The sequence below is a fragment of the Herbaspirillum lusitanum genome (assembly GCF_026127345.1).
In the GTDB taxonomy this organism is placed as follows: Bacteria; Pseudomonadota; Gammaproteobacteria; order Burkholderiales; family Burkholderiaceae_D; genus Herbaspirillum; species Herbaspirillum lusitanum.
This window is the reverse complement of record NZ_QXFG01000008.1, coordinates 243460-255528: the sequence shown is the minus strand read 5'-3', so window position 1 is coordinate 255528 and position 12069 is coordinate 243460. Positions and strand designations below refer to the sequence as shown.

13 protein-coding genes are annotated in these 12069 nt (G+C 55.1%); all 13 read right to left on the bottom strand.

Translation table 11 applies throughout. The annotated features are described in order from the left end of the window. Positions 1 to 3 precede the first annotated feature (3 nt). On the bottom strand, positions 4 to 369 hold the full coding sequence (locus tag DXT88_RS09670) for a response regulator (protein ID WP_029363157.1): 366 nt from the start codon (positions 367 to 369) through the stop codon (positions 4 to 6). A 150-nt stretch (positions 370 to 519) separates the two neighbouring features. Next, positions 520 to 1074 carry a hypothetical protein gene (locus DXT88_RS09665; RefSeq protein WP_029363156.1) on the bottom strand — a complete coding sequence of 185 codons (555 nt, stop codon included), beginning with the start codon at positions 1072 to 1074 and terminating at the stop codon, positions 520 to 522. Between the two features lie 44 nt (positions 1075 to 1118). After that, positions 1119 to 2048, bottom strand: coding sequence for a flagellar motor protein MotB (motB, locus tag DXT88_RS09660; protein WP_016832986.1), 930 nt, complete (start codon positions 2046 to 2048; stop codon positions 1119 to 1121). A 33-nt stretch (positions 2049 to 2081) separates the two neighbouring features. Beyond that, the gene (gene motA / locus DXT88_RS09655; protein ID WP_265213007.1) at positions 2082 to 2942 is read right to left on the bottom strand and encodes a flagellar motor stator protein MotA; all 861 of its coding nucleotides are present in this window, start codon (positions 2940 to 2942) and stop codon (positions 2082 to 2084) included. A 174-nt stretch (positions 2943 to 3116) separates the two neighbouring features. Continuing rightward, a complete protein-coding gene (locus tag DXT88_RS09650) occupies positions 3117 to 3893 on the bottom strand; it encodes a class I SAM-dependent methyltransferase (RefSeq protein ID WP_265213006.1) in 777 nt (258 codons plus the stop codon). A 65-nt stretch (positions 3894 to 3958) separates the two neighbouring features. After that, positions 3959 to 4561, bottom strand: coding sequence for a flagellar transcriptional regulator FlhC (gene flhC, locus DXT88_RS09645; protein ID WP_265213005.1), 603 nt, complete (start codon positions 4559 to 4561; stop codon positions 3959 to 3961). 127 nt (positions 4562 to 4688) lie between these two features. Next, positions 4689 to 5006 carry a flagellar transcriptional regulator FlhD gene (gene flhD / locus DXT88_RS09640; protein ID WP_007876449.1) on the bottom strand — a complete coding sequence of 106 codons (318 nt, stop codon included), beginning with the start codon at positions 5004 to 5006 and terminating at the stop codon, positions 4689 to 4691. Between the two features lie 470 nt (positions 5007 to 5476). Then, entirely contained in the window at positions 5477 to 6655 is a 1179-nt protein-coding gene (locus tag DXT88_RS09635; RefSeq protein ID WP_265213002.1) for a cystathionine beta-lyase, read from the bottom strand. Positions 6656 to 6728: 73 nt separating this feature from the next. Next, positions 6729 to 7193 carry a hypothetical protein gene (locus DXT88_RS09630; protein WP_238533923.1) on the bottom strand — a complete coding sequence of 155 codons (465 nt, stop codon included), beginning with the start codon at positions 7191 to 7193 and terminating at the stop codon, positions 6729 to 6731. Then, positions 7175 to 8551 (bottom strand): 30S ribosomal protein S12 methylthiotransferase RimO, encoded by a 1377-nt coding sequence (gene rimO / locus DXT88_RS09625; protein WP_029363151.1) that lies wholly within the window; start codon positions 8549 to 8551, stop codon positions 7175 to 7177. The genes DXT88_RS09630 and rimO overlap by 19 nt, the downstream gene beginning before the upstream one ends. A gap of 108 nt (positions 8552 to 8659) precedes the next feature. After that, on the bottom strand, positions 8660 to 9217 hold the full coding sequence (gene phaR / locus DXT88_RS09620) for a polyhydroxyalkanoate synthesis repressor PhaR (protein ID WP_029363150.1): 558 nt from the start codon (positions 9215 to 9217) through the stop codon (positions 8660 to 8662). A 172-nt stretch (positions 9218 to 9389) separates the two neighbouring features. After that, positions 9390 to 10130, bottom strand: a complete 741-nt coding sequence (locus DXT88_RS09615; protein WP_016832978.1) for a 3-ketoacyl-ACP reductase — start codon at positions 10128 to 10130, stop codon at positions 9390 to 9392. A gap of 162 nt (positions 10131 to 10292) precedes the next feature. Beyond that, positions 10293 to 12044, bottom strand: a complete 1752-nt coding sequence (gene phaC / locus DXT88_RS09610) for a class I poly(R)-hydroxyalkanoic acid synthase (protein ID WP_265212997.1) — start codon at positions 12042 to 12044, stop codon at positions 10293 to 10295. Positions 12045 to 12069: the final 25 nt, after the last annotated feature.

Below are 12069 nucleotides of genomic sequence, written 5' to 3'. Positions count from 1 at the left end.
ACACTAGCCGATGACTTTTTTAACCACTTCGGTCAAACGCTGCGGATCGAACGGTTTGACCAGCCAGCCGTTGGCGCCGGCAGCCTTGCCTTTGGCCTTCATCTCATCGCTGAACTCAGTGGTCAGCATCAGAATAGGCACGCGTTGATAGCTCGTAAGCGCACGCAGGGAACGGATCAGCGTCAGGCCATCCATGCGCGGCATGTTCTGATCGGTCAGCACCAAGTCGAAAGTCTGCAACTTCGCCTTGTCCAGCGCCTCTTGCCCGTCCACCGCTTCGGTGACTTGATAGCCGGCTGCTTTCAGGCTGAACACCACCATCTGGCGCAATGACCCCGAGTCGTCTACCGCAAGAATTGTTTTAGACATCATTACTCCCTGTTCTTCATTTACGGCCATGAGTTGTTCGAACTCATTATGCCGCATCCATTATCAAAAAATTACTATTGTGCGATTGATTCAATCCATCTTCAAATCACCTAAGAGCCTCGCCGAATCTGCATATCGAGGCGACTTTGCTTAGAACAATTCGATGTCGCCGCTTTCCATGCGCGTTTGCCGTACTGTTTTCCACAGGCCATTTTCAAGCGCGGTCAGGCGTTCTTCCATCGACTCGACCGTGTTCTTGAGCAGACTCTCGAGCATCTCAGCCGATTGCGTGGAATCGGGCATAATCTCAAAGCTGTTCGCACTGAGCACACCCAGCGCATCGCGCAAGCCAATCACACGACGCACAATACGCTCCAGCAACTGGCTGGTCATGTCCTGGAATTGCAAGCCTGTCACTGCAGCGTTGACGTGCACCGTAATGTCATCCTGCATGACCTTGAGGCGAGCGATGTCCTCAGCGGACAAAGTACCGTTGCCGGCCATGACCACTTCAAGTTCCTTTTGCTGCGCGAGGACAGCGGTGTGCAACTCCATGAAACTTGACCCTAGCTTCTCGATCGCTTCGCCGAGCAGGATATTGGTCTGGACCAGATCCGTCTCGACTTCAGTCAGTTGCCTGCTTCCACCGCTTGCCGTATCGAGCAGCAAGCGCTTGAGCTCTTGCAGCATTTTGGGTGTCGACATTCAGAGCCCTCCTTCTCAATTGGGCCGGGTGTTTAAAATCCGTTTTAATTCTTGGCCGGTTCGCTCAAACCATCTTTTACTTCAGCTTCCGACGACACATCGAGTGAAGACGATCCACCATTCTGCACCAACTCTTCCGCCTTCTTGTTCATCACGATGATGCTGATGCGGCGATTGATCGGGTTGAAGGGATCCTCCTTGTCCAGCAGCACGGCGGACGACAGGCCCACCACGCGCAATACCTTCGATTCATCCATGCCGCCGGAAATCAACTCACGACGCGACGCATTGGCGCGATCGGCGGACAACTCCCAATTGCTGTAGCCCTTTTCACCGCTCGAATACGGTGTCGCGTCAGTGTGACCGGACAGGCTGATCTTGTTCGGCACATCATTGAGCGTTTTGCCGATCTCGCGCAGGATTTCACGCGTATAGGGCTGCAGCTGAGCGCTGGCCAGTGCGAACATCGGACGGTTCTTTTCGTCCACGATCTGGATGCGCAAACCTTCAGATGTAATATCGATCAGCAGCTGATTCTTGAATTGCTTTAAGGTCGGGCTGCTGTCGATGGCGGTCTCGATGCGCTTTTTCAACTCATCCAGACGAGCGCGTTCGGCCTTTTCCAGTTCGGCCTGGGCAGCCCGCACGCTGCGCTTGCTGGTAATATCGTTCTCGCCCTTGCGCAACTGCCCTTCCTGGCGCGTCAGATCCTTGCCCCCGCCGGGCAACACGGTATTCGCGTCACCGCTGCCGGAACCGCCGGCCATCGCGACTTTGAGGGGGGTTTTGAAATATTCCGCAATACCGTTCAGATCGCCCTTCGCGGTCGATCCCAACAGCCACATCAACAGGAAGAACGCCATCATCGCCGTCACGAAGTCGGCATAGGCGATCTTCCAGGCGCCGCCGTGATGACCGCCGCCGCCCTTCTTGATGCGTTTTACAATAATGGGACGTAGCCCTTCGTCGGCCATGCCTTACTCCTGCTGATGACTGGTCATATCGGGTTACTTGCTTTTTGCCTGTTTGACGTGTTCTTCCAGTTCCAGGAAGGACGGACGCTCCGTCGAGAACAGGACCTTGCGACCGAATTCGATCGACAAAGCAGGTGCGTAACCATTCAGACTGGCGAGCAAAGTGACTTTGACGCATTGATAAATCTTGGTCGACTCATGCAGCTTTTGCTCCAGCAAGCTCGACAACGGGCCTACGAAACCGTACGCCAGCAGAATACCGAGGAAGGTACCTACCAACGCATGCGCAATCAGCATACCCAGTTCGGACGGCGGGATACCCACCGACTCCATCGTATGCACCACCCCCATCACCGCCGCCACGATACCGAACGCCGGCATGCCGTCGCCAAGCTTGGCGATGCAATGCACCGGGATTTCGCCTTCGTGATGATGAGTTTCGATTTCGTTGTCCATCAGATTTTCGATCTGGAACGCATCCATGTTCCCCGACACCATGAGGCGCAGGTAATCGGTCATGAATTCGATCAGGTGATGGTCAGCGAGAACGCCGGGATATTTGCTGAAAATCGGGCTCGACTCAGGTTCCTCGATGTCGCCTTCGATCGACATCAAACCTTCTTTGCGAGATTTGGTCAGGATTTCAAACAACAACGACATCAGCTCCATGTACAGAGCCTTGGTATAGGTCGAGCCTTTGAAAACAGTCGGCAGCGCCTTCAGCGTAGCCTTGATGGCCTTGGTGTTATTACCGACAAGGAAAGCGCCCCCCGCTGCTCCGCCGATCATCAGCAACTCAATCGGCTGAAATAACGCCCCGAGATGCCCCCCTGCCATTGCAAATCCGCCGAAGACGGACAACATGACGATTACATATCCAATTATGACTAACAAGTGCCTACTCCCGTCCCAGTGGCGTTCAGTGTTTTTACCTGCTATCAGGTTACATGCAATCCCATCAACCAAATGATGGAATACATGACCGAAAGCGGGCTTTCATTTTCAATTACGACACCAAAGATAAAAACTTGATAACGTGCGGAGAATGTAACACAGCTCTTTTTTGTTTCACATACGCCAACCATACAAAGCCGGCCCATTTTCTTTCGGATGCACGACGACATCCGGTTGCACACCTTCGATGACGAATTCATAGCTCAGCAACAGCGTCCCCGGACGCATTTCCGCTCGCGCCTTTTGCCATAATGCCGTCATCGCCGCAGGCGACAGATAAGCGAAGATCGCATCGTAGTCGCGAAAATCCAGGCGCGTATAGTCGCCGCGTACAAAAGCGCCGCGACTGCGAGTAAGCAAGGCGCGTACCTGGCTTACCAGCCAAGGCAACGGCGCCAGCTCGATGCCGGTGAAACGACTATCGGTGCGCAATCTGGACAGATAAAGAACGGCACCGCCCAACCCGCTGCCGATATCGATCACGCGCAGGGGCTGGTCAGCCGGCAACAAAGCAGCCACCGCATCCCAAGTCGACTGCCCGGACGGATAGAACGGCACCTGGCTGCGGAACGTCGACCAGAACAACAGCAGCAAAAAGAGGAAAACCGCGAGGAACAGCACCGGCGGCAAATGAAGGGAATTCACCAGCACGGCGGCCGGCGGAAAGAAAAACAGGATCGGCCCCCACCATGAAGCCATGCGGCGCAGATAAGCGATGCCGGCGGCCAAAGCGCCATGCAGGAAAGCGAAAGGAATGGGAGAAATAGCGACGCCGAACAGCAGTTCGACGGTCTGTGCGGCCAGTAAAGCGAGGACCAGTGCTGCACAAAGAATGAACAACGCTTGAACTGCAGGTGCCTGCAGAACGGGTCTGCGCTGTCCCAACGTCATCTCGGCCTCCAAGCCTGCATCAAAAGCCGATTATTGTAACGCGACAGTATTCAGAATGATCCGTGTCAGGCAATAGCGGCGACCAGTTGCGCTTCAAGCGCAGCTGCGGCTGCAGCAGCGATGGCAGGCGCGGCAATCGCGTCCTTGGCCTTCTTGGTTTTGCCGGCGCGAGATGGCATATGGCATAGGCCGCACAGGTAATCCTGATGCAGATCCAGGCGATGTACGACAAAATGACCGCGGCATTTGCTGCACGGGGTGGTCGTCAGCATCTTGCTTTCGAAGAAGCGCACCAGCGTCCAGGCACGTGTCAGCGACAACACGGACTCGTCGCCGTCGGCGATCTGACCGGCCTGCTCAAGATACAGCTTGTAGGCTTTCATCACGGCTTCAATGCCGGAGATCTTGGCGTACTCAACCAGGTATTTATGGATATTGATGAACAAAGATGAATGGATATTCGGCTGCCAGGTGATGAACCAGTCTGTGGAGAATGGCAGCATGCCCTTCGGCGGCGAAACACCTTTCAACTCCTTGTAGAGCTTGAGCAGGCGCTCACGCGACAGGGAAGTTTCAGACTCCAGCAATTGAAGACGCGCCCCCAGATTAATCAACTCTATGGCCAATTGAATCTCTTGTGATTCAGTAATCACGCTTTTCTTAGCCATGAACACACCCCCGATATTTTTTAATTACAACTAAACTTCTTTGCCAACCTGATTGACGCTTAACGTCGAATCATTCTCCCGGGTTGACCGAGTCAACCCAAACATACCACGGAGGATGAGTGCAGTGTCAGGAAATTTGTTCGACCGGCTGACAGGCCATCAAAATCGCTGCATGGGATTGGGCCAGGCCCTTGTCTTTGTTGTAATTGGTCAGCATGCCGAGGATTGCACCGTCGTCGAAGCGGAATCGCGTCAACATCATGTTGGTGCCGGCAAGTTTCAGAATTTGTGCGTTGCTCAGACCTTGAATCATGTCTGCTATCTCGTCGCTGATACCAAGACGGAATATGGCGGTTGCCTTGTCGGATCGGATCATTTGCTGAGCCAACATCAAATAACTAAGATTTGCATCACGAATTTCAGCCATCATGTCATTGGTATTCATTTAACCCCCACCTCAAAATCAATTTACACCCGGTTACTTTTTCTTACCGGTGAGGCTGATTCTGAGGGGGTGTTGAAAGGCAGGAAATTAGTGGATGTCGGTATTTTTCGTCGGTTCCGACCCAAGACATACATAGGATTTTGTCTTACAAAAACATTGCAAAGTTTTCTAAAAAATCAAGATGTTTTTCTAAAGCCCGCACCCACATTGGGTTTGGAAGACGATAGAATTTTCATTTTTAAAAAATTTCCGCAAGGAAATCACAATGAAAATTAAATTTTTATTAATATTTCTTGCGATTGAAAATCGTCCTGTTTTCCTACTTTGTTGTCGCCAAACGACTATAAAAAGTCGAAAAAACTTCAAATTTCAGACTTTGCAACAAGAACCCTCGAGAAAACTCCTTAACTTTTACAAATACTTACCTTCAAGGCCAAATTTGGCGGCCTTGATATCAAGGCGACAAAAACCTACTTCGCAGCATGCAGCGCATCCAAGCTTTGTGCGATGTCGGCGATCAAATCTTCGGCCGCTTCCAATCCGATATTGAAGCGAACCAGTCCGCCCTTCTCCGTCCAGCTCTTACGCATGGTTTGCATACGATAAGGTACGCACAGACTGTGGGCGCCGCCCCAACTGAAGCCGATCTTGAATAGCGCCAAGCCGTCGACGAAACGATCGATTTGCGCTTCGCTGAATCCTTCATCAAAAATCACTGAGAACAAACCACCTGCGCCAGTGAAATCACGCTGCCAGAGTTCATGTCCCGGGCAGTCCGGTAATGCCGGGTGCAAGACTTTGACGATCTCGGGCCGCTGCTTGAGCCAAGCGGCCACTTTGCGCGCAGCGGCATCGTGCGCATCGAAACGCAGTCGCATCGAGGGCAGGCTGCGCAGCACCATATAGACATCGTCCATGCCCACGCCGAAACCCAGCCGCATATGCGCCAGTTCGATCTTGTGGTTGAGCTCATCGTCGCATGTGATCACGGCGCCCATGAGGACGTCCGAACCGCCGGACTGATATTTGGTTAGCGCCTGCATAACGATATCAACGCCATGATCGAAAGCACGGAACGCCAGTCCGGCTGACCAGGTATTGTCCATCGCCACCGGCACACCGCGAGCACGCGCCGCCCGGCAAATGGCCGGCACGTCGGAAACTTCCATGGACACCGATCCCGGTGCTTCGGTCCAGATCAGGCGGGTGTTGTCCTGGATCAGCCCAGCGATGCCGGCGCCGATCAGAGGATCGTAAAACCGTGCCGTAATGCCGAAGTCTCGCTCCAGCCAGACAACCTGGTCGCGGTTCGGGCCGTAGACGTTATCAGGCAACAGCACGTCGTCGCCGGACTTGAGCAACGCGAGGTTAACCATGGCAATGGCGGCAAGACCGCTGGGAACGATGCGGCAATGACGACCGCCTTCGATTTCAGCAAGACGCGCTTCCAGGGTGAACGTGGTCGGCGTACCGTGCAACCCGTAGGTGTAGCCGCTCTTCTCTTTCCAGTTGCGCGCTCGCATGGCTGCGACATTGGGAAACAGCACCGTGGACGCGTGGTTGATGGCCACCGGCAAGGCGCCGAAGTTGTCGGGCGCGGCGTACTTACTGTGAATCAGGCTGGTCTGAGGGGTATATTTTTCTGCCACGAATAACCTCGAATGAATTCTGGTTGGAAAGACGCAGCACCGCCAGGAATCATCCTGCTTGCGCCACAGGCGCTTAAGGTGCGCCGACTTTGAGCGAAAACGGTTTGGTGACGGAGCCGTCGAGCGTGGACCAGGTCCCGCTGAGCAGACCGTTTTTGAAGCTGCCTTCCCACTGGCCGGACACGTCCTTGCCGTTGTGGGATTCTTCCATCATCAGGTCGTTCTGATCGACTTCGCCAGCCAGCAATATCTGCGCGCTCTGGCCGAACACAAAATATTTCCCCTCCAGGCCGTCTTCGTCCGCCTTTGGCTTTACGCTGAGTTGAACCTGTGCATCGCCGAGCGTGCCGCGCAGCACTGCCGGCTTGCTCAGCATCTCCTGCAGACTGCCAGGAGTTGCTCCTGCAGGCGACGCTGCCGTCGTGGTTACTGCAGCCCCGGCTACAGCTTGCTGCGCCTGAGTGCAAATGGTAAAGCCGGACAACACAAACAACAGCAACAATCTTGAAACGCCAGCCATCATTGCGCCGCCGCCCACAAATCGTGCGCATCCGCAGCGGTGACGACGACATCGACGAACTCGCCGACCACGAGCTTTTTATGCGGTTCGAACGGCGGCTTGACGTAGACCACGCCGTCGATTTCAGGCGCATCTGCAGACGAGCGTCCGATGCCGCCGCTACGATCAATCTCATCAATCAGCACCCGCAAGGTTTTCCCGACTTTCGCTTGCAGACGTTTTTTGGAAATCTCTTCCTGCAATTGCATGACGCGCCCCCGGCGCTCTTCACGGACTTCTTCCGGCACCGGGTTGTCGAGCAGATTCGCGGTCGCACCTTCCACGGGGGAATAGGCGAAGCAACCCAGGCGGTCGATTTCGGCTTCCTTGAGGAAGTCGAGCAGGTATTCGAACTCGGCTTCGGTTTCGCCCGGGAAACCGGCAATGAAGGTGGAGCGAATGGTCAGATCAGGACACATCTTGCGCCAAGCCTGGATGCGTTCAATGTTCTTCTCGCCGCTGGCCGGACGTTTCATGCGCTTGAGCACATCCGGATGGGCGTGCTGCAGTGGCACATCCAGGTATGGCAACACGTGGCCCTGCGCCATGAACGGGATGATCTGGTCCACATGCGGATAGGGATAGACATAATGCAGGCGCACCCAGGCGCCATAGCGGCTGGCCAGTTCGCCGAGCGCTTCGACCAATTGCGTCATGTGGGTCTTGACCGGCTTGCCGTTCCAGAACCCCGTGCGGAACTTGACGTCGACGCCATAAGCGCTGGTGTCCTGCGAAATGACCAGCAATTCCTTGACGCCGGCATTGAACAGGTTTTCGGCTTCCAGCATGATGTCGGCGATCGGCCGGGACACCAGGTCGCCGCGCATGGACGGGATGATGCAGAAGCTGCAGCGATGATTGCAACCTTCGGAAATCTTCAGGTAAGCGAAATGCTTGGGCGTGAGCTTCACGCCCTGCGCCGGCACAAGGTCCAGGAAGGGAGCATGCGGCTTGGGCAAATGCTTGTGTACTGCCTGCATGACTTCGCCGACGGCGTGCGGGCCGGTGACTTCGAGTACCTTGGGATGGATTTTCTGGATCAGGTCGTCGCCGTCGCCGTCTTTTTTGGCGCCGAGGCAGCCGGTGACGATAACTCTGCCGTTTTCGCTCAACGCCTCGCCGATCGCATCCAGCGACTCCTGCACGGCAGCGTCGATGAAGCCGCAGGTATTGACGATGACCAGATCGGCGCCATCATAGGACTTGGCGGTATCGTAGCCTTCGGCGCGCAGTTGCGTGAGGATTTGTTCGGAGTCCACCAGCGCCTTGGGGCAACCGAGTGAAACGAAGCCGACCTTGGGGGCTACCTGGGGTACGACGGGAGAAGCATTGGACATGACGGATGGACTAAAAAGGTAAAAAAACGGAGTTCAGGACGAAGCCGCTATTGTACCCTTTGGCAGGCGGGGCAGCCGTAAAACGGCACACCCGCCTTGACAGAATGACTACTTCTTGGTCGGATCGGTGGGAACGAACGGGAAAGTCCCGAACATGTTCTTGGTCTGGCTCTGCATCTGCTCCTGCATCTGGACGAACAGGGTCTTGCTCTGTTCGATGTAGTTGCTCATCATGCCTTGCATCATCGGCCCCTGCACATTCATGAATTGCGCCCACATTTCCGGGCTGAACGGCTTGCCTTCATAGAAGCCCTTGGAGTTTTCCGTCAGCTTGTTCTGAATGTCGATAAACGCCTGGATGTTCTTTTCCAGGTAAGAACCCATCATGCCCTGCATGGCGTGGCCGTAGTAGCGAATAATCTGCGACAACGCCGCGCTGGAGAACATCGGCGCACCATGCGACTCTTCTTCCAGGATGATTTGCAGCAGAATACTGCGCGTCAGATCGTCGCCGTTCTTGGCGTCGACGACAGCAAATTCCTCGTCGTCGAGGACCAGCTGCTTCACGTCGGTCAACGTAATGTAAGAACTTGTTTGGGTATCGTACAGGCGGCGATTTGGATATTTTTTAATTAAACGCTCGCCTGATTTTTTTGCACTTGTCATCTGAAATTCCAGTCTGTTTTCAGCTATATAAGCGGACCCCTGTTTTTAGATTGAAGTCGGTCCGCTGGCGTAACGCATTATAGGCGGGAAACTACGCATGCATACAAGTACGCAGTTTCCCGTAAATACAAGTCGACAAATCGGAAAAATGCATCCCGATTCCCGGCCGCGGTTAACCCATGTGCAGGCCGCCATTCAGCGAAAAGTCGGAACCGGTGGCGTAACCACCTTCATCCGAAGCAATCCAGGCGATGATGGAGGCGATTTCTTCCGGCTCCGCCAGACGCTTGACCGGAATGCCGGCGACGATTTTCTCCAATACTTCAGGGCGAATCGCGCGCACCATGTCGGTGCCCACATATCCTGGCGACACGGTGTTCACCGTCACGCCCTTGGTGGCGACTTCCTGCGCCAGCGCCATGGTGAAACCATGAATGCCGGCCTTCGCAGTCGAATAATTGGTCTGGCCGAACTGACCTTTCTGCCCATTGACCGATGAAATATTAATGATGCGTCCCCAGTTGCGGTCCACCATGCCCTCGATAACCTGTTTGGTCACGTTGAACAGCGAATTCAGGTTGGTGTCGATGACCGCGTCCCAGTCGGACTTGCTCATCTTGCGGAACTGGCCGTCACGGGTGATGCCGGCATTGTTGACCAGCACGTCAACCTCGCCGATCTCTGCCCGTACTTTGTCAAACGCGGCCTTGGTCGACTCCCAGTCGGCAACATTGCCTTCGGACGCGTGGACGTCGAAACCCTGCTCGCGCATGGAAGCCAGCCATTTGTCTTTACGGGCAGAATTGGGGCCGCAACCGGCGACTACCGTGTAGCCGTCTTTGGCCAGACGTGCGCAAATCGGGGTACCGATGCCCCCCATGCCGCCGGTCACATATGCGATACGTTTTACCATGGTCCTGCCTCCTATTTGTGTCGGGTGGATAAGTTCCGGGGATGACGACGACTGCTATTTCACGTTGCCGTGCATGCAGACATCTTTATGAAATCGCATCCCGTTCTTGCTGCTTGTTGCTTGCTGCCAGCTACTTTTACTGCCTGTTGATCTTCGCAAACCCTATTCGGCTCTGACTTTGACGTACCTGCCCGGCGCCGGTTCAATCGCCTTGTATTTAGCATTGCCGGCCTTCTTCGGTGCCGCAACCTGCTTGCCGGCGTGCTTGGCAAGGAAATCCGACCATTCCGTCCACCAGCTGCCGGGATGTTCCACTGCGCCGGCAAACCATGCTTCGGGATCAGTTCCGATCTTGTCGTTGGTCCAGTAGCTGCGTTTCTTTTTCGCCGGCGGGTTGATCACGCCGGCAATGTGTCCGGAAGCGCCCAACACGAAACGATTGTTTGCCGGCTTTTTGGCGTTGAGGATGGCCGTCGACGCATAGGCTGAAGCCCAAGGCACGATGTGATCCTCGCGCGAAGCGTAAATGAACGCGGGCATGTTGAGCTTGTAGAGATCGATCTTCTCGCCTGCGATGGTCAGCTTGCCCGGGTCCTTGAGCGCGTTTTCCAGGTACATATGCCGCAGGTAATAGCAGAACATCGGCCCCGGCAAATTGGTGCTGTCGGCATTCCAGTAAAGCAGATCGAATGCTTGCGGCGTTTCGCCCTTGAGATAGTTTGACTCGACGTAATTCCATAGCAGATCATTCGGCCGCAGGCTCGAAAACGCCGAGGCGAAATCGCGTCCCGACATCAGTCCGCTTTTGCCGATCATCTGCTCGCGCATGCCGATCTGAACGTCGTCGATATAAACATCGATCGCGCCGGTATCGAGGAAATTCAGGAACGCCGTCAGCAGCGTCAGGCTGGCTACCGGCTCTTCGCCACGTGCAGCCAGCACCGCCAGCGCGCACGAAAGAATGGTGCCGCCCACGCAGAAGCCGAGCGCGTTGATCTTGTCTTGCCCGGAGATTTCTTGCGCCACATGGATCGCGTTCACAACCGCGTCGTCGACGTACTGATCCCAGGTCGCCGTCTCCATCGAGGCATCGGCATTGCGCCAGGAAATCAGGAAAACCGTATTGCCCTGCTCCACCGCATAACGCACCAGCGAGTTCTGCGGCTGCAGATCAAGGATGTAAAACTTGTTGATGCAAGGAGGCACGATCAGCAGCGGACGCGCGTGTACCGTTTTGGTCAGCGGCGCGTATTGGATGAGCTGAAACAGTTCGTTTTCGAACACCACCGAACCTGCGGTCGTGGCGACATCCCTGCCGACTTCAAAAGCAGTTTCATCGGTTTGCGAAACCCGGCCTTTTTGCAGGTCCGCAAACAATTGTGCAATTCCGCGCGTCAGGCTTTCACCATGCGTGTCGATGATTTTTTGCTGCGCTTCGGGATTGGTCGCCAGGAAGTTCGCCGGCGACAACGCATCGATCATTTGCTGCATCGCAAAACGAAGCTTCTGCTTGACCTTGTCCGTCGATTGGACCGCATCGACCATGGAAGTCAGAAAGCGTGCATTGAGCTGGTAGGCCGCCGCATGAAAGGCAAAGAACGGATTCGACTGCCATGCCGGCGCAGACATGCGGCGGTCGGTGACGGCGGGAATCTGGGAGTTTACTGCGGTCTGCCACAGGCTCGCGAACTGGTCGGCGTAGTCTTGCTGCAACCGGACGACGTCGGCAGGATCAAGCGTGGCGCCAAGCTCGCCGAGCTGCTTCTGGATCGACTGCACGTCAAGCTGGCCGACAGCCGGCGATTGCCATTGCGGCCATGTCTGCCACGATTGTTGCCACGTCTTGGGATCAGATAACTGGCTGAGCCATGCTGAAACAACGGGAGGGACGCTTTGCGGGTTCTGCGTATTCATGCTCGCTTCTACAATTTTCGCGTAT

Excerpts from the sequence above, each read along its gene's own strand:
- DXT88_RS09665 (WP_029363156.1), bottom strand. The coding sequence starts at position 1,074 with ATGTCGACACCCAAAATGCTGCAAGAGCTCAAGCGCTTGCTGCTCGAT.
- phaC (WP_265212997.1), bottom strand. The coding sequence starts at position 12,044 with ATGAATACGCAGAACCCGCAAAGCGTCCCTCCCGTTGTTTCAGCATGG.
- DXT88_RS09650 (WP_265213006.1), bottom strand. The coding sequence starts at position 3,893 with ATGACGTTGGGACAGCGCAGACCCGTTCTGCAGGCACCTGCAGTTCAA.
- DXT88_RS09670 (WP_029363157.1), bottom strand. The coding sequence starts at position 369 with ATGTCTAAAACAATTCTTGCGGTAGACGACTCGGGGTCATTGCGCCAG.
- phaR (WP_029363150.1), bottom strand. The coding sequence starts at position 9,217 with ATGACAAGTGCAAAAAAATCAGGCGAGCGTTTAATTAAAAAATATCCA.
- flhC (WP_265213005.1), bottom strand. The coding sequence starts at position 4,561 with ATGGCTAAGAAAAGCGTGATTACTGAATCACAAGAGATTCAATTGGCC.
- motB (WP_016832986.1), bottom strand. The coding sequence starts at position 2,048 with ATGGCCGACGAAGGGCTACGTCCCATTATTGTAAAACGCATCAAGAAG.
- rimO (WP_029363151.1), bottom strand. The coding sequence starts at position 8,551 with ATGTCCAATGCTTCTCCCGTCGTACCCCAGGTAGCCCCCAAGGTCGGC.
- DXT88_RS09615 (WP_016832978.1), bottom strand. The coding sequence starts at position 10,130 with ATGGTAAAACGTATCGCATATGTGACCGGCGGCATGGGGGGCATCGGT.
- flhD (WP_007876449.1), bottom strand. The coding sequence starts at position 5,006 with ATGAATACCAATGACATGATGGCTGAAATTCGTGATGCAAATCTTAGT.